23 protein-coding genes are annotated in these 22,743 nt (G+C 73.0%); 13 read left to right on the top strand and 10 right to left on the bottom strand.

Features of this window, described 5'->3' with window-relative positions; all coding sequences use genetic code 11:
- The 4 genes from QF032_RS34445 (at nt 1) to QF032_RS34430 (ending at nt 4,199) form a co-directional block, all read left to right on the top strand.
- Nucleotides 1-816: an alpha/beta fold hydrolase gene (locus QF032_RS34445; RefSeq protein ID WP_307059125.1), complete on the top strand. Its 816-nt coding sequence runs from the start codon at nt 1-3 to the stop codon at nt 814-816.
- A complete protein-coding gene (locus QF032_RS34440; protein ID WP_307047902.1) occupies nt 813-2,006 on the top strand; it encodes a glycosyltransferase in 1,194 nt (397 codons plus the stop codon). Before QF032_RS34445 ends, QF032_RS34440 begins: the two co-directional genes overlap by 4 nt.
- Nucleotides 2,003-3,115 (top strand): class I SAM-dependent methyltransferase, encoded by a 1,113-nt coding sequence (locus tag QF032_RS34435; protein WP_373430414.1) that lies wholly within the window; start codon nt 2,003-2,005, stop codon nt 3,113-3,115. The genes QF032_RS34440 and QF032_RS34435 overlap by 4 nt, the downstream gene beginning before the upstream one ends.
- Before the next feature lie 142 nt (nt 3,116-3,257).
- Nucleotides 3,258-4,199 carry an alpha/beta hydrolase fold domain-containing protein gene (locus tag QF032_RS34430; RefSeq protein ID WP_307060486.1) on the top strand — a complete coding sequence of 314 codons (942 nt, stop codon included), beginning with the start codon at nt 3,258-3,260 and terminating at the stop codon, nt 4,197-4,199.
- A 91-nt stretch (nt 4,200-4,290) separates the two neighbouring features.
- Here the strand turns inward: QF032_RS34430 and QF032_RS34425 are convergent, their stop codons facing one another.
- Nucleotides 4,291-5,079: an alpha/beta fold hydrolase gene (locus QF032_RS34425; RefSeq protein WP_307047900.1), complete on the bottom strand. Its 789-nt coding sequence runs from the start codon at nt 5,077-5,079 to the stop codon at nt 4,291-4,293.
- Between the two features lie 216 nt (nt 5,080-5,295).
- On the opposite strand from QF032_RS34425, the gene QF032_RS34420 reads away from it, so the two are divergent.
- Nucleotides 5,296-5,640: a cupin domain-containing protein gene (locus QF032_RS34420; RefSeq protein ID WP_307059123.1), complete on the top strand. Its 345-nt coding sequence runs from the start codon at nt 5,296-5,298 to the stop codon at nt 5,638-5,640.
- Here the strand turns inward: QF032_RS34420 and QF032_RS34415 are convergent.
- Nucleotides 5,630-6,688 (bottom strand): LacI family DNA-binding transcriptional regulator, encoded by a 1,059-nt coding sequence (locus QF032_RS34415; RefSeq protein WP_307059121.1) that lies wholly within the window; start codon nt 6,686-6,688, stop codon nt 5,630-5,632. The genes QF032_RS34420 and QF032_RS34415 overlap by 11 nt on opposite strands.
- 209 nt (nt 6,689-6,897) lie before the next feature.
- Between QF032_RS34415 and QF032_RS34410 the strand changes: the two genes are divergently transcribed.
- Together QF032_RS34410 and QF032_RS34405 are read left to right on the top strand one after the other, a co-directional pair.
- Nucleotides 6,898-8,055, top strand: a complete 1,158-nt coding sequence (locus tag QF032_RS34410) for a Gfo/Idh/MocA family protein (RefSeq protein ID WP_307059119.1) — start codon at nt 6,898-6,900, stop codon at nt 8,053-8,055.
- Between the two features lie 147 nt (nt 8,056-8,202).
- The gene (locus tag QF032_RS34405; RefSeq protein ID WP_307059116.1) at nt 8,203-8,871 is read left to right on the top strand and encodes a hypothetical protein; all 669 of its coding nucleotides are present in this window, start codon (nt 8,203-8,205) and stop codon (nt 8,869-8,871) included.
- A gap of 82 nt (nt 8,872-8,953) precedes the next feature.
- Here the strand turns inward: QF032_RS34405 and QF032_RS34400 are convergent, their stop codons facing one another.
- Nucleotides 8,954-9,988, bottom strand: coding sequence for a LacI family DNA-binding transcriptional regulator (locus QF032_RS34400; RefSeq protein WP_307047890.1), 1,035 nt, complete (start codon nt 9,986-9,988; stop codon nt 8,954-8,956).
- A gap of 117 nt (nt 9,989-10,105) precedes the next feature.
- On the opposite strand from QF032_RS34400, the gene QF032_RS34395 reads away from it, so the two are divergent.
- From QF032_RS34395 to QF032_RS34385, 3 genes are all read left to right on the top strand, one after another.
- Complete coding sequence (locus QF032_RS34395; RefSeq protein WP_307059114.1) at nt 10,106-11,275, top strand: phytanoyl-CoA dioxygenase family protein; 1,170 nt, start codon at nt 10,106-10,108, stop codon at nt 11,273-11,275.
- A 13-nt stretch (nt 11,276-11,288) separates the two neighbouring features.
- On the top strand, nt 11,289-12,065 hold the full coding sequence (locus QF032_RS34390; protein WP_307047885.1) for an SDR family oxidoreductase: 777 nt from the start codon (nt 11,289-11,291) through the stop codon (nt 12,063-12,065).
- Nucleotides 12,066-12,197: 132 nt separating this feature from the next.
- Nucleotides 12,198-13,202 (top strand): Gfo/Idh/MocA family protein, encoded by a 1,005-nt coding sequence (locus QF032_RS34385; RefSeq protein WP_306947116.1) that lies wholly within the window; start codon nt 12,198-12,200, stop codon nt 13,200-13,202.
- A 131-nt stretch (nt 13,203-13,333) separates the two neighbouring features.
- Here QF032_RS34385 and QF032_RS34380 read toward each other — a convergent pair whose 3' ends face one another.
- The 4 genes from QF032_RS34380 to QF032_RS34365 form a co-directional block, all read right to left on the bottom strand.
- Complete coding sequence (locus tag QF032_RS34380) at nt 13,334-13,570, bottom strand: hypothetical protein (RefSeq protein ID WP_307059112.1); 237 nt, start codon at nt 13,568-13,570, stop codon at nt 13,334-13,336.
- Nucleotides 13,571-13,781: 211 nt separating this feature from the next.
- Nucleotides 13,782-14,699, bottom strand: coding sequence for an ATP-binding cassette domain-containing protein (locus tag QF032_RS34375; protein WP_306947120.1), 918 nt, complete (start codon nt 14,697-14,699; stop codon nt 13,782-13,784).
- A gap of 8 nt (nt 14,700-14,707) precedes the next feature.
- On the bottom strand, nt 14,708-15,784 hold the full coding sequence (locus tag QF032_RS34370) for an ABC transporter permease (RefSeq protein ID WP_306947122.1): 1,077 nt from the start codon (nt 15,782-15,784) through the stop codon (nt 14,708-14,710).
- Nucleotides 15,784-16,803 carry a sugar ABC transporter substrate-binding protein gene (locus QF032_RS34365; protein WP_307047881.1) on the bottom strand — a complete coding sequence of 340 codons (1,020 nt, stop codon included), beginning with the start codon at nt 16,801-16,803 and terminating at the stop codon, nt 15,784-15,786. Before QF032_RS34365 ends, QF032_RS34370 begins: the two co-directional genes overlap by 1 nt.
- A gap of 425 nt (nt 16,804-17,228) precedes the next feature.
- Between QF032_RS34365 and QF032_RS34360 the strand changes: the two genes are divergently transcribed.
- Nucleotides 17,229-18,014 (top strand): GntR family transcriptional regulator, encoded by a 786-nt coding sequence (locus QF032_RS34360; RefSeq protein ID WP_307059111.1) that lies wholly within the window; start codon nt 17,229-17,231, stop codon nt 18,012-18,014.
- A gap of 45 nt (nt 18,015-18,059) precedes the next feature.
- Here QF032_RS34360 and QF032_RS34355 read toward each other — a convergent pair whose 3' ends face one another.
- The 3 genes from QF032_RS34355 to QF032_RS34345 all read right to left on the bottom strand — a co-directional run bounded on the left by QF032_RS34355 (nt 18,060) and on the right by QF032_RS34345 (nt 20,776).
- On the bottom strand, nt 18,060-18,818 hold the full coding sequence (locus tag QF032_RS34355; protein WP_266725750.1) for an SDR family NAD(P)-dependent oxidoreductase: 759 nt from the start codon (nt 18,816-18,818) through the stop codon (nt 18,060-18,062).
- Between the two features lie 2 nt (nt 18,819-18,820).
- Entirely contained in the window at nt 18,821-19,999 is a 1,179-nt protein-coding gene (locus tag QF032_RS34350; RefSeq protein ID WP_307047877.1) for an acyl-CoA dehydrogenase family protein, read from the bottom strand.
- A gap of 204 nt (nt 20,000-20,203) precedes the next feature.
- Nucleotides 20,204-20,776 (bottom strand): TetR/AcrR family transcriptional regulator, encoded by a 573-nt coding sequence (locus tag QF032_RS34345; RefSeq protein ID WP_306947128.1) that lies wholly within the window; start codon nt 20,774-20,776, stop codon nt 20,204-20,206.
- Between the two features lie 264 nt (nt 20,777-21,040).
- Here QF032_RS34345 and QF032_RS34340 point away from each other — a divergent pair, with 264 nt between their 5' ends.
- Both QF032_RS34340 and QF032_RS34335 read left to right on the top strand, forming a co-directional pair.
- Entirely contained in the window at nt 21,041-21,847 is an 807-nt protein-coding gene (locus QF032_RS34340; RefSeq protein WP_307059108.1) for a sensor histidine kinase, read from the top strand.
- On the top strand, nt 21,844-22,626 hold the full coding sequence (locus QF032_RS34335; RefSeq protein ID WP_307047873.1) for a response regulator transcription factor: 783 nt from the start codon (nt 21,844-21,846) through the stop codon (nt 22,624-22,626). Before QF032_RS34340 ends, QF032_RS34335 begins: the two co-directional genes overlap by 4 nt.
- Nucleotides 22,627-22,743: the final 117 nt, after the last annotated feature.

The following is a 22,743-nucleotide window of genomic DNA, read 5'->3' as shown; positions in this document are numbered from 1 at the left end:
ATGGCGATGGTCGACACCGGCGCCGTCCGGTTGCACGTACAGCGGCTCGGCCCCCGGGAGGGCCGGCCGGCCACCGCCACCGTGGTGCTGGTGCACGGTCTGCTCACCGACAGCCTGGCCAGCTACTACTTCACCGTCGCGCCCGGGTTCGCGGCCGCGGGACTCGACGTCGTCATGTACGACCTGCGCGGCCACGGCCGCAGCGCGCGCCCCGCCGAGGGCTACACGCTGGACCACAACGTGGACGACCTCGAGGCGCTGCTCGACCGGCTGGGGGTGACCGGCCCGGTGCACCTGGTCGGCAACTCCTACGGCGGCACGATCGCGTTCGGCTACGCGGCCCGGCACCCCGGGTGGGCGGCGAGCGTGACCCTCGTCGAGTCCGAACCGGCCACCGCCGCCTGGGCGGTGAAGCTCGGCGGCATCCTGGACCGGGTGGTGACCCAGCTCGCCCACAACGAGCCCGACGCGATCGCCTGGATCAGCGCCCACCGCGGACACAACACGGCACGCCTGGCCAAGGGCGCGGCCCGGCTCGCCCGCGACACCACCCTCGGCCGGGACATCCCAACCAGCCGGGTGCTGACGGAGGACCGCATCGCGGCGGTGCGCTGCCCGGTGCTCGCCGTGTACGGCGGCGACTCCGACCTCGCCGCGCTCGCGCCGTGGCTGGAGTCGGTGCTGCCGGACTGCCGGACCGTGGTGATCCCGGGACATGAGCACTCGGTGCTGGTGGAGGCGTCGGGCGTCGTCGGCGGACACATCCTGTCCCTCGTCGAGGACGCCGGACGGACCGTGGCGAAGGCCGCCGGATGAGCCGGTTCCTGTTCGTCGTCCCCCCGCTGACCGGCCACGTCAACCCGACCGTCGGAGTCGCCGCCGAACTCGCCGCACGCGGCCATCCGGTGGCCTGGGTCTGTCCCGACCCGGAGCTGGTCGGCCGGCTGGCGGGGCGCGCGGCGGGCCCGGTCTTCGCCTGCGGCGGGGCGCCGGCGGGCGAGCGGCCCGCGGATCTGCGCGGGCCGGAGGCGCTGAAGTTCCTGTGGGAGTGGTACCTGCTGCCCCTGGCCGAGGCGATGGCGCCGGGGGTGCGGGCGGCCGTCGAGGCGTTCCGGCCCGATGTCGTCGTCGCCGACCAGCAGGCCTTCGCCGGCGGGCTGGTCGCCGAGCGGCTCGGCCTGCCCTGGGCGACCTCGGCGACCACCTCCGCCGAGTTCACCGACCCGCTGGCCGGGCTGCCCAAGGTACGCCAGTGGCTGGACGAGCGGCTCACCGCGTTGCGGGCGACCGTCGGCGACCCCGCCGGAGCCGGCGACCCCCGCTTCTCCCCGCATCTCGTTCTCGCCTTCAGCACACCGGAGTTGGCGGGTGAGCCGCCCGGTGTCCCCGTGAGCGGCGGGGGCGGCGGGAGCATCTGCTGGGTCGGCCCGTCGGTCTCGGCCCGGCCGTCGGCAGCCGGCTTCCCGTGGGAGTGGCTCGACGACGGCCGCGCCACCGTCCTGGTCACGCTGGGCACCGCGAACGCCGGCGTCGGCGGCCGGTTCCTCGAGGTGTGCCGGAGCGCGCTGCGGGAGCGGGCCGACCGGGTGCAGGGGGTGATCGTCGACCCCGGCGGCACGCCGGCGGCGCGGGAGCCGGACAAGGACGTGCTGACCGTGCCGTCCGTGCCGCAACTCGCCCTGCTGGAAAGGGGGGTCGGCGCGGTGGTCTGCCACGCGGGTCACAACACCGTGTGCGAGGCCCTGTGGCACGGGATTCCGCTCGTCGTCGCCCCCATCCGCGACGACCAGCCGGTGGTGGCCGGGCAGGTCGTGGACGCGGGTGCCGGGGTGCGGGTGCGCTTCGGCCGGGTCACCGCGCAGCGGTTCGGGGCGGCGCTCGACTCCGTCCTGGACGACCCCGGACACCGCGCGGCGGCCGACCGGATCCGCACCGCGTTCCGCGCCGCGGGCGGCGCAACCGCCGCGGCAGCCCGACTCGACGCACTGGCACGGGAGTTCAGATGACCGATCAGACCACGGCCGGCAATCCGGCCGAGTCCGCAGAGCCCGCGGAGTCCGTCAAGCCCGCCGAGCGGATAGCCGGGCTGCGGCCCGCCTACCAGGCGGACCTCGCCGCCGGCCTCGAGCGCTTCTTCGAACCCCGGCGCACCGACTGCCCCTGGTGCGGCGCGCGGGAGCTGTCCACCCGCCTGCGCACCACCGACCTGCTCCAGCACAAGCCGGGCCGGTTCGTCCTGGACCGCTGCGAGCGCTGCGGACACACCTTCCAGAACCCCCGGCTCAGCGCGCAGGGCCTGGAGTTCTACTACCGGGACTTCTACGACGGACTCGGCGAGAAGAAGCTCGGCGACACCTTCGGCGGCCGGACGAAGATGTACCGCGGGCGGGCCGAGTCGATGCTGCCGCACGACCCCGCGCCGAAGACCTGGCTGGACGTCGGCACCGGGCACGGTCACTTCTGCGCCGCCGCCCGGGAGGTGCTGCCCGGCACGGTGTTCGACGGGCTCGACTTCACCGACGGCGTCGAACTCGCCGAACGGGAGGGCCGGGTGGAGCGCGGCTACCGGGGTGACTTCCCGGACCTGGCGTCCGAACTGACCGCCCGTTACGACGTGGTGAGCATGTTCCACTACCTGGAGCACAGCACCGATCCGGACCGTGAGCTGCGCGCCGCCCGGGAGACCGTCCGGCCCGGCGGACACCTGCTGATCGAGGTGCCGGATCCCGAGAGCCGCTACGCGCGGCTGCTGGGCCGCTGGTGGCTGCCCTGGCTCCAGCCGCAGCACCTGCACCTCGTGCCGGTGGCCAATCTTCGGGAGCGGCTCACGAGCCTGGGGTTCACGGTGGTGGCGGAGCAGCACGCGGAGCCGCACGACCCGGTCGACCTGCTGGCCGGCGTCTGGCTCGCGCTGGACCACGCGGCGCCGCGCGACGACGCGCCCTGGCTGCCCCGCCCGCCCGGCGCGCTGCGCCGCACGCTGCGCGGGACGCTGCTGGTCGCCGGCATCCCGGCGCTGGTCGTGGCCACCTTGCTGGACCGGTTCGCGGTGCGGCCGCTGTCGCACCGGCTCGGCGTGTCCAACGCCTACCGGCTGGTGGCCCGCCGGGACTGACGGCCGGGACCGGCCGGTCCGGCGGGCGGACGGCAGCCTGTGCGGGCAGGGCTGTGCGGGAGGGTTGTGGCGTGTTAGCTTCACCCCGTCCATCAACAGGATTCCTGATGATGATGTGACCGGGCACGACGAACGGATCAGCATGTCCTTCCTCGCCAGGCCGTCGGTGGCCGCTCTCGCCGCGCGCACGATGCAGCGCCTCACCGCGCTGGCCGGCCGCCGCACGACCGGCCCCGGCTCGACCGCGGGCCGGCTCGCCCGACTGCCCGAATGCCCCCGTAGCACACGGGAGTTGACCGTGCCGACCTCGGTCGCACCGGCGCCGGTCACCGTGTACGCGCCTCTGGCGGAAACCCCCGATCCGCCCGTTCACGTCAACTTCCACGGCGGCGGGTACGTCATGTCGATGCCGGAGATCGACGACGCGCTGTGCCGTCTGCTCGCCGTCGAGGCGGGGGTGGTCGTGGTCAACGTGAAGTACGCGGTGGCGCCGCGGTTCCCGTTCCCCGGTCCGCCCCGGCAGGCCTACGAGGTCGTGCGCTGGGTCGCGGAGCACGGCGCCGCACACGGGTGGGACGGCGCCCGGCTCACCGTGGGCGGCCAGAGCGCCGGCGGCGGCCTCGCGGCGGCCGTCGCCCGTCTGGCCCTGGAGGAGGGCGGTCCCTCGATCGCGCTCCAGGTGCTGCACTATCCCCCGCTGGACCTCGCCACCGGCGCCCGGGACAAGCGGTCCGCGATCGCCAGACCGATATTGCGGCCCTGGATGGCGGACGTCTTCGACTCGTCGTACGTCCCGGATCCGGCGCTGCGCGCCGACCGGCTGGTCTCGCCCGCCCACCCGTCCGACACCGCCGACCTCACGGGCATCGCCCCCGCACTGGTGATCACGGCGGCGCACGACCTGCTGCGGGCCGAAGGCGTGCGGTACGCGGAGCGGCTGGCGGCGGCCGGCGCGCTCAGGGAGCACCACGACGTGCCGGGCGTCGACCACGGCTACGACGGCGACGAGGAGAAGGAGGAGCAGGCCCGCGCCTCCTACGCGCTGATCGCCCGCCACGTACGGCAGGCCACGCCCGGCGCCTGAGCGACCCCCGGCGCGCGAGGCCGCGTCCGTCACCCGACGCGCGGCGTCGGCGACCGCGACCGCGAGAGGTCCGGTCCCCCGTCCGGACCTCTCAGCGCACCGTCGCCGCGGCCGCCTCGGCGACGACCGCGGCGACGGCGGCCGGCTGCTCGACGAGGGCGAGGTGCCCCGCGTCCGCCACCGCGACCGTGCGGACCCGCGGGCAGGCATCGAGGCCCCGCCGCTCGCCGTCCGTCAGGCCGATCCCGTCCCGGTCCCCGCGCACCACCCAGGCGGGGACCCCGGCCTCGCACAGCCGCGGGACCAGGGACGGATACCGGTCGAGGTAGGCGTAGTAGGCGCGGACGATCCGGCGGCAGGCCACCGGGTCGCTGCTGCCCATGGCCGCCGCCAGCGCCTCGGCGCGGTGCGGCGGCAGTTCGCGTTTCAGCGCCTTGGGCAGCAGCCGGATCATGGCCGTCCAGGCCGCGCCGCCCAGCACGGGCACCCGGCCCAGGGCGTTCAGGACGGTCAGGAACGTCTCCTCGTCGCCGTGCGAGAAGGTCGGGGACAGCAGCACCAGCGGGCCGTGGAACAGGCCCAGCGCGGCCATCTCCAGCGCCACGTTCGCGCCCAGGCTGTGGCCGACGACGGTGTCGCAGCCGGCGTCGGCGGCGACGTCGGCCATCAGCCGGGCGTAATGCTCCATGGAGACGTCCGCCGGCGCCTCGGTGGGGCCGAAGCCCGGCTGGGTCACCGCGATCATCCCGAGCCCCGCCACCGCGGGCTCGGCCATCACGTCCGCGTAGAACTCCGTCGTGCACATCCCGCCCGGGATCATCAGCACCCGGTGCGGGGCGTCCGCCGCGCCCGCCCGCCGGATCTGCCACCGTTCGCCCATACCCCGAGCCTGCCCCCGAACCCGCGAGGCCGCACCCGCAACACCGGACAAGGGGACGCCGGACAAGGGGCCGCGGACGGCGGGAGGACGCCCACCCGGCACACGGCCCGGCGCGGCCCCGCCCCGCCCCGCCCCGACGATCTGCCGCCCGGCCGGGGCGCACGCCACACATGGTGTCCAGCCCGCGGGGGCGGCCCGCCTCGCTAGGGTCGCCGCATGACCCACAGCTTCGCTCTCCACATCCCCGACGCCGCGCTCGAACCCGACCCGCTCGACCCGGCGCAGATCGTCTCCGGCACCCCCGAGGTCAGCGGCACGGTGGTGTGGGAGTCCGACGACGGCCGGCAGATCCGGGGGATCTGGCAGATCACCCCGGGCGTGGTCACCGACACGGAGGCGGACGAGCTGTTCGTCGTGATCAGCGGTTCGGCGACCATCGAGGTCGAGGGCGGGCCGACGCTGACCGTGGGCCCCGGGGACATGGCGGTGCTGCGCGAGGGCGACCGCACGACCTGGACGGTCCACGAGACGCTGCGGAAGGCCTACGCGGTCAACCGGTGAGCCGGACCGGTGGAGCCGTCGTCCCGCGGATCTCCAGCAGCGGCGCGGCGAGCTGCAGCCGCCCCGCTCCCCCGCCCCCTGCTCCCCCGCCCCCCTCGAACCGGTCCAGGAGGCAGCGGGCGGCCCGTCGGCCGACCTCGTGGCCGGCGTTGTCGACGGTGGTCAGCCACAGGTGCCGCAGGCGGGAGATGCTGGTGTTGTCGTAGCCGACCACCGAGAGGTCTCCCGGGACGCCGAGGCCCAGCTCCTCGGCGGCCGACAGCGCGCCGACACCGGCCATGTCGTTCACGGCGAACACGGCCGTCGGCCGGTCGGAACGGCCCAGCAGCCGCACGGCGGCACGGTGGCCGCCCTCCTCGGTCATGTCACTGGCCTCGACGGCGGGCCGCTCCACACCGTGCTCCCGCATCACCGCCTCGAAGCTGCGCCGCCGCAGCTCGCCGACCGCGCCGTACCCCGCGATGTGCGCGACGCGGCGGTGACCGAGCGCCAGCAGGTGCTCGGTGACCAGGCGCGCGCCCTGTTCGTCGTCGCCCGCGACCACGTCGACCCCCGGCGGGACGGGTTCCCGGGCGCCGGCGACGACGACCGGGATCCGCTCCGCCACCGCGCCGAGCGCCGCCGGGTCGGGCAGCGTCCCGACGATCACCAGTCCGTCCGCCCCGAGGTCCAGGAACGGGCCGGCCGGGTCCTGCCCGACGCGGCGGTGCAGACGGGCGTCGGCGAGCAGCATGTGCAGGCCGTGCGCGTGCAGCAGGGAGTTGAGGCCGTCCAGGAGGTCCACGTACCAGGGGTTGCGCAGGTCGTGCAGGAGGACGCCGACCATGGGGGTCCTCCCGTCCGGTCGTGCCGGAGGGCCCGGGAGGGCGCGCTGTTCACTGAGGCTGCGCGCGGCCGTGTTCGGCCGGTAGCCCAGTTCGCCGGCCGCGCGCAGGACGGCCTCCCGTTTCTCCGCGCGCACCTGCCCGGTGCCGCGCAGCACGAGAGAGACCAGGGATTTGGACACGCCCGCGCGCTCGGCGACGTCACGGATGGTCGGCGGTCTCATGACATGGACCGTTCCATGTCACCGCGCGGCTGTCAAAGGGTTCCGTCTCCGGCTGTCTCCCTCGCCGTCTCCCTCACTGTCTCTCGCTGCCCCTCGGCGCATCGAGGCCGCGAAAGGGTTGACACCTTCGACGGACCGCCCTCAGGGTGACTTGGACAGGACATGGACCGGTCCATCGAGGGCCGGCCGAAGGCTGAGAGGTGGCCGTCATGGTGGACGCGCTCGGTGTCGCCGTCGTCGGGTTCGGCTGGATGGGCCGGGTGCACACCCAGGCGTACGCCCGCGTCCGGCACCACTACCCGCAGCTCGCCCTGCGTCCGGAGCTGGTGGTCGTCGCCGAGGAGGTCCCCGGCCGGGCGGAGGAGGCCGCCGCGCAGTTCGGCTTCACCGCCACCACCCGCAACTGGCGTGAGGTGGCCACCGACCCGCGCGTCCAGGCCGTCAGCATCACCGCACCGAACTTCCTGCACCGCGAGATCGGCGTCGCGATGGCCGAGGCCGGCAAGCACATCTGGATCGAGAAGCCGGTGGGCCTCGCCCGTGAGGACGCCGTCGCGGTGGCGGACGCGGTGGCCCGGGCCGGGGTCCAGGGCGCCGTCGGCTTCAACTACCGCAACGCGCCCGCCGTGGAGACGGCCCGCGCGCTGATCGCCGCCGGCGAGCTGGGCGCCGTCACCCATGTCCGCATCCGTCTCCTCAGCGACTACGCGGCCCACCCGGACGGCGCGCTGACCTGGCGGTACGAACGGGAGCGCGGCGGCAGCGGGGTGCTCGGCGACCTGGCCTCGCACGGCGTCGACCTGGCCCGCTTCCTGCTCGGCGACATCACGTCGCTGGCGGCCGACACCGCCGTCTTCGTCCCGGAGCGGGCCCGCCCGACAGGGGCGACGGCGGGCCACAGCCTCGCGGCGGGCGGCGAACTCGGCCCGGTCGAGAACGAGGACTACGTGAACTGCCTGCTGCGCTTCGCCTCCGGCGCGCGGGGCGTGCTCGAGGCCTGCCGGGTCTCGGTCGGCGCCCAGAACGACTACGGCTTCGAGGTGCACGGCACCGAGGGCGCGGTGTTCTGGGACTTCAGGAGGATGAACGAGCTGGGCGTCAGCCGCGGCACGACGTACCAGGACCAGCCGGTCAGCACGGTGTACGTGGGTCCGGGCGACGGCGAGTTCGGCGCCTTCCAGCCGGGCGCCGCGAACGCGATGGGCTACGACGACCTCAAGGTCGTGGAGGCCCACCGCTTCCTGCGCTCGGTCGCCGAGGGCGCCCCGCACGGGGCGACGCTCGCGGACGCGGTGCGCAGCGCGACCGTGCTGGAGGCGATGTCGCGCTCCGCCGAGAGCCGCTCCTGGGTCGACGTGCACCCGTAGGGGTGGCGTCAGAACCACCCCCGATCCGGCGCCCAGGCCCCGCGACCTGGCCCGCGCGAGGCGGCAGTCTTCAGGGGCCGGCCCGGACGGGCCTCGCGGGATCCGAGAGGCCGGCGCCGCATCCACGCCGAAACCTCGGGGGACCCCATGTCCGAAGCCGTCGCCCGGCGCCTGACCGGCCTCGCCGCCGTCGTCGCCGCCGTCGCCCTCATCGTCCAGGTGCCGCTGTACTTCCTGTACTCGGGGCCCCCGCCGGACGTCAACGTCCTGTCCCGGCTGCTGGTCGGGATCGTCGCCCTGGCGTTCCTCGTCGTGTTCGTGACCGCGTTCCGGGAACTGGTCCGGCGCGTCTGTCCCGACCACGAGTGGATCGGCTCGATCGCCTTCGCGACCGGACTCGTGTACGCCACGGTCACCCTGGTCTCGATGGGTCTCGAGGCCGGCGCGGTCATCGCCGTCGACCACCCGATCGACCCGACGATCGACGTCAGCGGCACCTACATCCTGTACGGGTCGGTCTCCCGCCTCATGCTGGCGCTGTTCCTGACCGCGTTCGGCCAGGCCGTCGTCCGCACCGGGCTGCTGCCGCGCTGGACCGGCCGCTCCGCCCAGGTCCTGGCCGGCGTCAACCTGGTGTTCGTGCCGTCGCTGTTCTTCGGCAACGACCCCGCGTTCTTCTACGCGGCGAACGGCTGGGCCACGACGGCGCTGATGGGCTTCGTCCTCAGCTACTGGCTGCTGGCCGTGGGGATCTCGACGTACCGCAGCGCCGCCCGCGTCGCCCCGGCGGCCGCCGCCCCCGCCCTGCGCGCCTGAGCCGCGGGGAAGGCGTCCGCGCCACCCGGCCGGACGCCCGGGAGGACCGGAGGAAGCGCACGCCCCCGGGCGGCGGCCCGCGTCAGCCGGCCGCCGCCCGGGGCGGCATGTTGTACGGCGTGACGACCTGGATCGCCGACGGCAGCGAAGGCCCGGCCGGCGGCAGCGCGCCGTGCGCCCGCATCACGGTGTGGCAGGCCTCGCGCACGTCGTGGCGCAGGTCGTGGTGGAGGACCGCGGACAGCCGGTGCTCGCTAAGCAGCAGGGTGTTGTCCTGGTCGAGGTCGTGGGCGACGAACACCGCGCACGTCCGTCCGAGGTCGGCGAAGGCGCGCAGGGCGGCGATGTTGCCGCCGCCGATCGAGTAGACGGCGCGGATCTGCGGGTCCCGCTCCAGTGCGCCGCGCACGAGGTCGTACTGGGTGGCGTCCAGGCCCTGACCGCCGACGATCTCCACGAGCGCCCGCTCCGGGTGCCGGGCCCGCATCACGCCGCGGAAGCCCATCTCGCGCTCCTCCTCGTTGCGGAAGAACCCGCTGCTCAGGCTGGTGAGGACATTGCCGGGCCGGTCGCCCAGCCACTGGCCCATGAGATAGGCGGCGGTCGCACCCGCCGCGCGGTCGTCGATGCCGACGTAGGCGAGCCGAGCGCTGGCGGGCAGGTCCGTGACCAGCGTGACGACCGGGATGCCGGCCGCCACCAGCCGGCCGACGGCCGCGGTGACCTCGGGAACGTCCGGCGCCTTGAGGATCACGCCCTGCGAGCCGCGCCGGGCTATCCGGTCCAGGGTCGCCACCAGTTCCCCGGCCGGTCCGGTCTCGCGGAAGTGGAAACGCGAGCGCAGCACCGCCGGGTGCAGCGACGGCAGCTCGGCCTCCAGGGCGGAGCGGACGGCGGTGGTGAACCGTTCCGGCGCCTGCATCACGATGTCGATCATGAAGGTGCGGCCGACGAGCCTGACCTGGGTGCGCTGGCGGTCCAGGTCGGCGACGGCCCGGCGCACCTCCTGCGCGGTGGACTCGCGCACCCCGCCCCTGCCGTTGAGCACCCGGTCGACGGTCGCCTCACTCAGACCGGCCTGACGCGCGATCTCACGGAGGGGGAAGGGGTGGCCCACGGAAGGCTCCTCGGCATCGGCTTGAGGGGTTTTTGACGGCTGCCTGCTGGTTGTTCGACGGGTTTGTCATGACAAGAATGGCAGGGCTGAGCCGCCGTTGTCATCGAAGGGACGCCGATGTCCTTCACCTCCGCGCAGGGTCCCGCCCGGCCGACCGGGCAGGACTGCGACCTGGACGTGTTCCGCTCGCTCGTCGAGCGCACGACCGACCTCGCCGGCTTCCCGCACGCCGCGGCCGTCGAGGAGAACGTCCTCGTCTACGACAGCGCACGCCTGCGGGCGGCCGGTGACGGCGGCCGTGCGGTGCGCGCCGAGCTGGTGCGGGCCTTCTCCGACGGCCCCGGCGTGGTCGTGCTGCGCGGCGCCTTCCCCGACACGGCGGTCGTCGACCGGCTGACGGCCGTCTTCGACGCGCTCATCGCCGCGCAGCACGCCTCGGGGGCGACCGCCGGGGACCACTTCGCGAAGCCCGGCGCCAACGACCGCGTCTGGAACGCCCTGGAGAAGGCCGCCCTCCACGACCCGGAGGCCTTCGCCGACTACTACGCGAGCGACGTCCTCGCCCTGGTCGCCGGCGCCTGGCTCGGTCCCGGCTACCAGGTGACCTCGCAGGTCAACGTGGTCAACCCGGGCGGCGCGGCACAGAGCCCGCACCGCGACTACCACCTGGGGTTCCTCTCCGACGAGGCGGCCGCCGCCTACCCCGCGCACGTCCACCGGCTCTCCCCCGTGCTCACGCTGCAGGGCGCGGTCGCGCACTGCGACATGCCGGTGGAGTCCGGGCCCACGCTGTATCTGCCGTACTCGCAGACCTATGAGCCCGGCTATCTCGCCTGGCGGCGGCCGGAGTTCCAGGCCTACTTCGCCGAGCGGCACGTGCAGCTGCCGCTGGCCAAGGGCGACGCCGTGTTCTTCAACCCTGCCGTCTTCCACGCCGCCGGCGCCAACCGCACGGCCGGTGTGCGCCGGACGGCCAACCTGCTCCAGGTGTCCTCGGCCTTCGGGCGCGCGATGGAGACCGTGGACCGGGAGGCGGTGGTGAACGCGGTCTTCCCCGTGCTGCTCGGCCGCCGGTCGCGGGGCGCCGGCGAGGAATGGCTGGAGCGGGTCGTCGCCGCGAGCGCCGAGGGCTACCCCTTCCCCACCAACCTCGACGCCGACCCGCCGGTCGACGGACTGGCCCCGCCCTCGCAGGCGGACCTCGTACGGCAGGCGCTGCGCGAGGAATGGACCCCCCGGACGCTCCGGGAAGCGCTGCGAACCGGCGCCGCACGGCGCACCAGCTGAAAGGACCCCGTACATGGGACTTCTCGACGACAAGGTCGTCCTCGTCAACGGCGGCAGCCAGGGCGTGGGCGCGGCCGTCGCGCGGGCCGCGATCGCCGAGGGTGCCCTCGTGGCCGTCACCGGACGGCGGCGGGAGCCGGGCGAGGCCTTGGTCGCGGAACTGACCGCCGCGGGCGGCAAGGCCGTGTTCGTCCGGGCCGACCTGGCGGACGCCGAACAGGCGCGGGCGTCGGTGGCCGAGACGGTGGCGGCCTACGGACGGGTCGACTGCCTGGTGAACTCGGCGGGGCTGACCTCCCGGGGCACGCTGCTGGACACCTCGCCCGAGCTGTTCGACCAGCACATCGCGATCAATCTGCGGGCGCCGTTCTTCGCCATGCAGGCGGCGGTCGCGGACATGCTGTCCCGCGAGGCCCCCGGCACGATCGTCAACGTCATCACCTCCTCGGCGCACGGCGGACAGCCCTTCCTCGCGCCGTACGTCGCCGCCAAGGCCGGCCTCATGGGCCTCACCCGCAACGCCGCGCACGCCCACCGCTTCGACCGCATCCGGATCAACGGCCTCAACATCGGCTGGACGGCCACCGAGGGCGAGGACGCCACGCAGCGGGCCTTCCACGACGCCGGCGACGACTGGCGCGAGCAGGCCGCCGCGAGGTTGCCGATGGGCAGGCTGGGCCAACCCGACGAGATCGCCGACTTCGTCGTCCTGCTGCTGTCGGACCGGTCGGGCGTGGTCACCGGTTCGGTGATCGACTGGGACCAGAACGTCCTCGGCGGGCTCGACTAGACGGCCGCCCGCCGCCCGTTCCCGTCCGTCCCCCGTACCCGTCCCGGCTGCCCCTCGACGTTCCGTCCCCTCACCGTCTCCGTTCCCTCCCCCTCCCCCTCCCCCGCAAGACCCTCAAGGAGCTGCACCCTCATGCGCATCGGAATCCTCGGCCTCGGCCGCATCGGCGCCTTCCACGCCGAGACCCTCTCCGGACTCGACGCCGTCGAGTCGCTCGTCGTGGCCGATCCGTTCGCCGAGGCCGCCAAGACCGCCGCCGAGCGGTTCGGCGCCGAGGTGGCGGACTCCCCCGAGGCCGTGCTGGCCGCCGGGGTGGACGGTGTCGTGATCGCCGCCGCGACCGACGCCCACCCGGGTCTGATCCTCGCCGCCGTCGAAGCGGGCGTCCCCGTCTTCTGCGAGAAGCCCGTCGCCCGGACGATGGCCGAGGGCGTCGAGGTGCTCAAGGCGGTCCAGGGCAGTGCGGTGCCCATCCAGATCGGCTACAACCGCCGTTTCGACGCGGGCTTCGTGGCCGCGCGGGCCGCCGTGCGCGCCGGTGAGCTGGGCACACTGCACACGGTCCGCTCGACCACGCTGGACCCGGCCCCGCCGCCCGCCGCGTACGTGGCCGGCTCCGGCGGCATCTTCCGGGACTGCTCCGTGCACGACTTCGACATCATCCGCTGGGTCACGGGCCGCGAGGTGAGCGAGGTGTACGCGGTGGGCGGCAACCGGGGCGCCGACTACATCAAGGCGGCGGGCGACGCCGACACCACCGGCGCGATCCTCACCCTCGACGACGGCACGATCGCCGTGGTGTCCAACTCCCGCCACAACGCCCGGGGTTACGACGTGCGCATGGAGATCCACGGCTTCACCGACTCGATCGCCGTGGGCCTGGAGGACAAGCTGCCGCTGCGCTCGGTGGAGCCCGGGGTCACCTTCCCGGCCGGCACCCCGCACGACTTCTTCATGGACCGCTTCACCGCCGCGTACCGCGCGGAACTCACCGCGTTCACCGAGGTCGTGGCCGGTGCCCGCCCCTCGCCCTGCACGATCGAGGACGCGCTGGAGGCGGGCTGGATCGCCGAGGCGTGCACGCTGTCCCTGCACGAGCACCGGCCGGTGACGATCGCGGAGGTACGGGGTTCCTGACACCACCGGTGCCATGACCGGAAAGGTTCGCCGAGCCGGTGAACCTCTCCGGTCACGGCACCGGAAGCGGCCGGGCGAGGGCGGCCGGGACCGGGGCGGACACGCCTCGGTCCCGGCCGCCCTCGCCGGGCTCACAGGCCGTAACGGATCGCGACCTGGTCCGGGTCGTAGGCGTCGCGCGCCGGGTCGCGCGGGGTCGCCGGCCTCTCCTCCACCAGATCCCGCGGGTCCACCCGCTCCGGCAGTGCACCGAAACGCGCCCGGCGCCCGGCCTCGGCGGCGTCCGCCTGCTGCTCCTGCCCTGCCTGCTGTTCCTGCGGTTGCTCCGCCTGCTGCTGGGGTTGCTCCGCCTGCTGTTCTTCCTGCATCTCGTCCTCCCCGCCCTGCTCGGCACGATCCCGTCCCGTGCCTTGTGTCCTCTGCAACGTGCTCACCGCGCCGCCGGTTCCGCAGGGAGGTCGAAGACATGGTCCGGCGGGACGATCCTCGTGATCGCGTCGCCGAACAGTTCCGCCGAACGAGCGCGGGAGCGTCGCCGCCTGTCGGCGACGGACGCTCCCGTCCGGTCCTGCGGGTGCCTCAGGACGTGCCCTCGTCCGTGTTCGCCACGGGTGCGGTGAGGTCCTTCACCTCCGGGAGCTCGTCGACGTCGACGCCGCGCACCTGGGACAACTCGTGCTTGAGAGCCGCGAGTTCGGCGCCGCCGGCCATGTGGTTGGTGAGCTCTTCGAGGCTGACCCGGTCACGGGAGGCGGTGAGCTCCATCGTGCCGAGGCGCAGGACGCTGAAGTGGTCGCCGACCATGTAGGCGTGGTGCGGGTTGTGGGTGATGAAGATGACGCCCAGGCCGCGGTCGCGGGCGGCGGCGATGTACTTCAGGACCACCCCGGACTGCTTGACGCCGAGGGCGGCGGTGGGCTCGTCCAGGATCAGCACCCGGGCGCCGAAGTAGACGGCACGCGCGATGGCGACACACTGGCGCTGGCCGCCGGAGAGCGTGCCGATGGGCTGTTCCATGTCGTCCAGGACGATGCCCATGTTGCGCAGTTCGCGGTCGGCGGTCTTCTTCATGGCGTCGATGTCGAGACGCCGCACCGGCCAGCGGCCCCGGGTCATCTCCGAGCCGAGGAAGAAGTTGCGCCAGACCGGCATCAGCGGGACCGTGGCGAGGTCCTGGTAGACGGTGGCGATCCCGCGGTCGAGGGCCTCGCGGGGCGTCGTGAAACGCACCGGCCGGCCGTCGACGAGGAACTCGCCCTCGGTGTGCTGGTGCAGCCCGGAGACGATCTTGATGAGGGTGGACTTGCCGGCGCCGTTGTCGCCCAGCACGCACGTCACCCGCCCGGGATGGACGGCCAGGCTCACACCGTGCAGGGCACGGATGTTGCCGTAGGACTTGCCCGCACCGCGCAGTTCGACGATCGGGCCGTCCCCTGGCTCGGGGACCGGGTCCGCGATGACGGCCCCGTGGGCAGCGCTCTTGTCGGTGGATGTCATGGGGTGGGTCACCTCCGGGTCGCCGTGCGGCTGACCCACAGATTGATCAGGACGGCGCCGAGGAGCATCACGCCGAGGAAGGCCTTGAACCAGTCCGGGTTCCAGCCGGCGTAGACGATGCCCTGCTGCACCATGCCGAACATGAACGCACCGAACACCGGACCGATCGCCGAGCCCGCGCCGCCGGTCAGCAGACAGCCGCCGATCACCGCCGCGGAGATGTAGATCAGCTCCTGGCCCACGCCCTCACCCGACTGCACGGTGTTGAACGTGAACAGCTGGTGCATCCCCACGAACCAGGCGCCGAAGCCGACCAGCATGAACAGCGAGATCTTCGTGAACGTCACCGGCACGCCGACCGCCCGCGCCGACTCCTTGTTGCCGCCCACCGCGAAGACCCAGTTGCCGTACCGGGTGCGCAGCAGCACCCAGGTCGCCAGCGCCGCGAACACCAGCCAGTACACAATGGTGATCTTCACCTGGACGTCGCCGATGTGGAACGACGACGCGAAGACCTTCCTGGCCTGCCCGAAGCCGTCCATGTCGCTGATGTCGTCGGTCGCCACGTTGGTGGTGACCAGCTTGGTCACCGCCAGGTTCACACCCTGCAGGATCAGGAAGGTTCCCAGGGTGATCAGGAAGCTCGGCAGGCCGGTCTTCACCACCATCCACCCGTTGAGGAACCCGATCCCCAGCGACACCATCAGCGCCACCACCACGCCCACCCACACGTTCATGGTGAGCTGGTAGCTGAGCATGCTCGCGGTGAGCGCCGAAGTGATCACCGCGACGCCCGACGACAGGTCGAACTCGCCGCCGATCATCAGCAGCGCCACCGGCAACGCCATGATCCCGATGGTCGACGACTGGTAGAGGACGTTCGCCATCGCGCTGCCCTCGCGCACCGGCGGGGCCGTGATCAGGAAGAACACATACACCGCGACCGCGCCGAGGAACACCCCCACCTCGGGACGCGCCAACAGCCTCAGCGCCAGCGGACGCCGGGCGGTCCGGCCGTCGGCCTGCTGCGGGCCGGAGGCCGGCGGTGTCCCCACCGCCGGCTCCGCATGCTGGGTCCCGCTCATCACCGGGTGCCCTTCGCGGCGTACGCGGCGACCGCCTCGACGTTGGACTTGTCGACGAAGGCCGGGCCGGTCAGCACGGGCTGCTCGCCGCCGCCCATGTAGTTGCCGTTGTTCTTGTAGAGCCACAGCGAGTCGATCGCCAGGTAGCCCTGGAGGTAGGGCTGCTGGTCGACGGCGAACTGGATCGTGCCCTTGCTGATGGCCCCGGTCAGGTCCTTGTTGAGGTCGAAGGTGGCGATCTTGGCCTTGCTGCCCGCGTCGGCCACCGACTGCACCGAGGTCAGCGCGAACGGGGCGCCGAGGGTGACCACGTAGTCGATGGCCTTGTCCTGGCTCAGCTTGGCGGTGATCGTCGACTTGACCGACGGCATGTCGGTGCCGTTGACGTTGAGGACCTCGGTGGTGCCCTTGAAGGTCTTCTTCACGCCGTCGCAGCGCTGGGTGAGGCCGATGTTGCCCTGCTCCTGGATGACGCAGACGGCCTTCTTGGCGCCCTCGGTGTTGAGCCGGTTGCCGAGGGCCTCGCCGGCCACGGTCTCGTCCTGGCCGAAGAACTCCATCAGGCCGAGGTTCTTCCACTCGCTGACACCGGAGTTGAGGCCGACCACGGGTATCTTCGAGGACTTCGCCTTGGCTATGACGTCCTTGAGCGCGTCCGGCTTGGCCAGGGTGACGGCGATGCCGTCGACCTTCTGGTCGATCGCGTTCTGGATCAGGTTGGCCTGGTTGCCGGCGTTCGGGTCGGCGGAGTAGATCAGCTTGACGTTGTCCTTGGCGGCGGCGGCCTCGGCGCCCTTGCGGACGATGTCCCAGAAGGTGTCGCCGGGGGACTGGTGGGTCACCAGCGCCACCGTCATCTGCGGGGTGCTCGCCTTGCCCGCGGAAGCGCCGTCCGCGCTCTCCTCGGACTTCTTCCCGCCGGAGCTGCTGGAGCAGCCTGCGAGGGTCAGAGCCACTGCCGCGGCCATGGCCACGACCGGAGCGATGCTGCGTGAGCGGGACGGAGAAGAGCTGTCCATCTTTCCTGCACCTCACTGTGCGACGGAGAATACGACGGGAATCGGGTGGAGGCGATCGGGAGGACCCGGGGCCCTTTTCTTCTCAGATTGGGGCCGGGGGGCCGGGTCCGCGACTGTTCAGGTGTCCCGGACCCGGCCTGTGCACTGCTGGGACCGGATTCAATTCCTTGGCGAGCCGACTGTCAATACTTTGTTATGACATCATTTCACGAGCAGGTCCGAATGTAAGAACAAAGTCTTGACAGTACGAGCTCCCGGGACCTACACCTGGGGGCAAGGTCCTGATCGCCGTGAGGAGCCTCCCATACGGCGCGATCAGCCGGGCAACCGGACCTGATCTTGACGAAAGGCGCACAGGTTCCACGGCCGCACCACACCGCACCGCACCGCACCGCACCGCACCGACGACCCGAAGGGGTGCCCCGATGGCGAGGACGAGCGCCCGGACCCGTGCCGCGCCGGGCTGCGCGCTCGACGCGCTGCACTTCGCCCTGGACCGCACCAGCCCGGTGCCCCTCTACCACCAGCTCGCCCAGCAGCTGGAGAAGGCGATCGAGCGGGGGGCGCTCGCCCCGGGCAATCTGCTGGGCAACGAGATCGACCTGTCGGCCCGGCTCGGACTGTCCCGCCCGACGGTCCGCCAGGCGATCCAGTCGCTCGTCGACAAGGGGCTCCTGGTGCGCCGGCGCGGCGTCGGCACGCAGGTGGTGCACAGCCAGGTGAAGCGGCCGCTGGAGCTCAGCAGCCTGTACGACGACCTGGAGGCGGCCGGCCAGCGGCCGACGACACGCGTCGTGCGCAACGAGCGGGTGCCGGCGACCGCGGATGTCGCCGCCGCGCTGGCCGTCGCGGAAGGCAGCGAGGTCACCCTGCTGGAGCGGCTGCGCGGTACGCACGGGCAGCCCGTGGCGTTCCTGTCCAACTACCTGTCCCCGGCGCTGCCGGACTTCGACACCGGGCGCCTGGAGTCGACGGGCCTGTACCGGCTGCTGCGCACCGCGGGCGTCACCCTGCACAGCGCCCGCCAGACGGTGGGCGCCCGCTCCGCCACCGCCGAGGAGGCCGCCCTCCTCGCCGAAGCGGAGGGGGCGGCCCTGCTGACCATGCGGCGTACCGCGTACGACGACACCGGCCGGGCGGTCGAGTACGGGACGCACGTCTACCGCGCGTCCCGGTACGCGTTCGACTTCCAGCTGCTGGTCAGACCGTGAGGCCACGCGCCCCGGCACGCCGAGGGCGCGGCCGCCCCGGTCGGCTCAGCGGGGCGCCATGCGCAGCGCGCCGTCCATCCTGATGGTCTCGCCGTTGAGGTAGTCGTGGTCGACGATCGTCAGCGCCAGCCGGGCGTACTCCTCGGGGCGGGCCAGCCGGCGCGGGAAGGGCACACCGGCCGCGAGCGAGGCACGGAACTCCTCCGACACGGTCGCCAGCATCGGCGTCTCCACGACGCCCGGGGCGATGGTGCACACCCGGATGCCGTACTGGGCCAGGTCGCGGGCGGCCGGCAGGGTCAGCCCGACGACCCCGCCCTTGGAGGACGCGTACGCGGCCTGGCCGATCTGGCCGTCGTAGGCGGCGATCGACGCGGTGTTGACGATGACGCCGCGCTGGCCGTCCCCGTCGGCCTCCGTCTCGGCGATGGCCTCCGAGGCGAGCGCGAGCACGTTGAACGTGCCGATCAGGTTGATCTGGATCACCTTGGCGTACAGGCCGAGGTCGTGGACGCCCTTCTTGCCGAGGATCCGCGCCGACGGGCCGATACCGGCGCAGTTGACGACCGTCCGCAGCGGCACGCCGGACCCGGCGGCGGTCGCGACGGCGGCCCGGACCTGCTCGGGGTCGGTGACGTCGGCGGGCACGTAGGTGACGCCGTCGACCTCGGGCGCCTGGTCGACGCCGTCCTTGAGGTCGAGGGCGAAGACCCGCGCGCCGCGCCCGGCGAGGGCCTGCGCGGTGGCCGCGCCGAGGCCGGACGCACCGCCGGTGACGAGGGCGGCGGTGTTCTCGAGCTGCATCATCACTCCTTGCCGAGGACGGTGAGCACACCGCCCTCGTCGCGGTCCAGCGCACGGGAGATGATCATGCGCTGGATCTGGTTGGTTCCTTCGAAGATCTGCATGACCTTGGCCTCGCGCATGAAGCGCTCCACCGGGAAGTCACGGGTGTATCCGTACCCGCCGAGGACCTGCACGGCGTCCGTGGTCACCTTCATGGCGTTGTCCGTGGCCACGAGTTTGGCGATGGACGCCTCCCGTGTGAAGGGCAGGCCGAGGTCCTTCAGCCGGGCGGCGGCCAGCGCGGTGGCCCGCGCCGACTCGATGGCCGCGCCCATGTCGGCGAGCACGAACGCCAGGCCCTGGTGCTCGATGATCGGCTTGCCGAAGGTCTCCCGCTCGCGGGCGTAGCGCACCGCGTGGTCGAGGGCGCCCTGGGCGAGACCGGTGGCGACGGCGGCGATGCCCAGGCGGCCGCAGTCCAGGGAGGCGAGCGCGATCTTCAGCCCCTGCCCCTCCTCCCCGATCCGGCGTTCGACGGGCACCCGGACGTCCTCGAACCGCATGGTGGCGGTCGCCGAGCCGGTCAGGCCCATCTTGCGCTCCGGCGGGTCGGCGCTGAGCCCGGGGGCGTCGGCCGGGACGAGGAAGCAGGAGATGCCGTGCGTCCGGTCGTCGGAGGTGCGGGCCATGACCGTGTAGAAGTCGGCGTAGCCGCCGTGCGTGGTCCAGGCCTTGGTGCCGTTCAGCACGTAGGTGTCGCCGTCGCGGACGGCGCGGGTGAGCATGGCCGCCGGGTCGGACCCGGCGTGCGGCTCGGACAGGCAGTACGCGCCGAGCAGCTCACCGGCCAGCATGTCCGGCAGCCATCGGCGCCGCTGCTCCGCGCTGCCGAAACGGGCCAGCGGGAAACAGGACAGGGCGTGCACGGAGATCCCCACGGCGACGCTCGACCAGACGGCGGCGACCTCCTCGAGGACCTGGAGGTAGACGCCGTACGGCTGGTCCGCCCCGCCGTCCTCCTCGGCGAAGGGAAGCCCGAGCAGGCCGCTGCGGCCGAGGGTGCGGAAGACGTCCCGGGGGAACGCCCCGTCCGCCTCCGCGTCGGCGACCCGGGGGGCGAGTTCCTTGCCGGCGAGGGTGCGGGTGAGCTGGATGAGCTCGACGGCTTCCTCGGTCGGCAGGGCGCGGGTGGCAGGCATGGTGACCTCCACGGAGGAGTGCGGAAAGTGCGGAGTACTGCGAATGATACTGGCGTGCGTACGAACGTATCATTCACAGTACGCCATCGAAGCCGGGCACAGCCAGGCCGGAGAGACGCTCGAGCGGTGTCGGCGACGGGATCGCGGAGGGGCGGCCCGGACGGAAGGCCGGACCGCGAGCCGGACGGAGGCCGGACGCGCGGGTCAGGAGGAGACGGCGTGCACGATCAGTGAGGCGAGTTGTTCGTAGGCCTCGGCATCGGTCAGTCCGGTGCGCGCCTGCAGCTCGCCCGTCTGGATCTGCCGCATGGTGGCGGCTGCCACCTCGCCGACGAACGCGGTGTGCACCTCGCGGAAGGCGCCGTCCGACACGCCTTCCGCGATCAGCCGGCGCACCCGCTCGGCCGCCATCCGTGTGTTGGCCTCGTACACCTCGCGGGCGGGCGGGAAGTCGGCCACGTCGTCGAGGAAGCCGCGGGAGAGCGGGCGCAACTGCTCGGCCACGGCGGTCAGGTAGGCCCGCACGCGGTCCGAGGGCTCGGCGGTCAGCGCGACCCGCTTCTCGACGGCCTCGGTCGCCCCGCGGAAGTAGTGCTTGACCGCCTCGACGACCAGCCCCTGCTTGCTGCGGGCGAGCTGGTACAGCGTCGTCTTGGAGCAGCGCAGCCGCTCGGCGAGATCGTCGAGCGTGAGATGGGCGAACCCCTCCGCCGTCACCAGTGCGACGAGTCGTTCCAGCAGGTCGGCCTGTCTGGCGGTGCGGCGGGAGGACGGCATGATCCCCAGCCTAGCCTCCCTGGTTACTCCCCGGTCAGTGCCCGTCGCGGATCTCGCTTCGTGCGCCGGTCTCGCGAAGTGCGCTTGCGCGCAAGAGGTCGGGCCCGGACGGTCGGCCCGGTGAGATCCGGGCGAGGGTCGCGGGCGAGGCCCCCGGGGGAAATGTCGGGCTGGGAACCGATTGTCGTAAGGGGGGACGCCGTGCACAATGCACGAGTCCGCCTCGCCCCGTGCACGACGGCGGTCCCTTGAGGAGGACGGGCCATGGTCACCGCCTGGTGGTTGCCGGTGGCGGCGCTCGGCGGTGCGGGCCCCGCCGGCCTGCTGACGTTCTGGCGCATGCGCAAAGGCGCCTCGGCCCGGGTGGCGGAGCTGTCCCGGCTGGAGCACCTGGTGGAGCGCCGGGCCGAGCAGGTCACCGCGCTCAGCCACGAGCTGCGCACCCCGCTCAGCATGATCAAGGGGGCGGTGGATCTGCTGCGGGAAAGGTCCCCGGGTCCGCTGACCGCGGCGCAGGAGCGGCTGCTGCTGGTCGCCGACCATCAGTCGACGCAGGTCATCGGCCTGTGCGAGAGCCTGCTGATCCAGGCGAAGATCGAGGCGGGACTGTTCACGCCGCGCATGGAGAAGGTGGACGTGTCGGTGGTGGCGCGGGACGTCGTCACGGCGATGCGTCCGCTGTGCGCCCAGCGCGACCAGCGGGTCGGTCTGGACGTCCCGCAGGTGATGCCGCGGATCCCGGCGGACCCGATGCTGCTGCGACAGGCCCTGACGAACCTGCTGTCGAACGCGAGCCGGTTCACCACCACCGGCGGGAGCATCGACGTCCGCGTCGCGCTCATCGACACCGGCGTCGCCGTGTACGTCACCGACGACGGAGCCGGCATGACACGGGCCGAGCGGCACCGGCTGTTCCACCGCTTCGCCACCGGACGGCCGCTGGCCGACGGGACCGGCCTCGGTCTCGTCATCACGAAGACGGTGGTGGAGCTGCACGGAGGCGAGATCATGGTGCACACCGCGTCGTCCCGCGGGACGACGTTCCTGCTGACCCTGCCCGACGCGTCATGACGACTTCGGCACAGACCGCGGCCGGGCCGACCGTGCTGGTGGTCGACGACGAGCCGCAGATGACGATCATCATCGAGTTCGCCCTGCAGACGCAGGGGTTCACGGTGCTCACCGCGCACGACGGCGCGACCGCGCTGAACCTGCTGCGCCACCACGCCGTCGACCTGGTCGTGCTGGACGTGATGATGCCGGCGATGGACGGGCTCACCCTGTGCGGGCGGATCCGGGCCCGGTCGGACGTGCCGGTCATGCTGCTCACCGCGCTGTCGGGTCACGACGACGTGATCGCGGGCCTGGAGCACGGCGCCGACGACTACGTGACCAAGCCGTTCCACCCGCGCGAGGTGGCGTTGCGCGCCCAGGCCCTGGTGCGCCGGCACCGGCGGGGCGGCGGCGGCGCGGTCCGTGTGGGCCGTCTGGTGATCGACCCGGCGGCGCAGTCGGCGACGCTGGCGGGGCGCCGGCTGGACCTGCCGTTCACGGAGTTCAAGCTGCTGTGCCACCTGGCCTCCCGACGGGGTGTGCCGCAGTCCTGGCAGGACCTGCTGAGGGAGGTGTGGGGCGCCACGGACCTGCTGGGCGGACGGGACGTGGTCAAGTCCACGGTGTACCGGCTGCGTTCGCGGCTGGCCGGCGCGCCGGGCGGCTCGGCGTACCTGCGCACGCTGCGCGGCGTCGGCTACCTGATGCCGGACCTGCCCGTGGCGGACGGCGCGGGCGGCGAGGGGGGCGAGGACGATCCCGGCGAGGAGCCGCAGGAGCCGGCGGCGGCCCGCTGACGGCGCCCGCACGCTCTGGTGACGGCGCTGTCACCGAGGCTCACCACACCGTCACCGCAGGCCCGTTCACCCGCTCCTAACGTGGCCGCAACATCGCTCGGCCGAGCCGGCCGGGCC

The sequence above is a fragment of the Streptomyces achromogenes genome, from assembly GCF_030816715.1.
Taxonomy (GTDB): Bacteria; Actinomycetota; Actinomycetes; order Streptomycetales; family Streptomycetaceae; genus Streptomyces; species Streptomyces achromogenes_A.
Note: the sequence above shows the minus strand (reverse complement) of the source record. Positions and strands in the feature narration are given on the sequence as shown.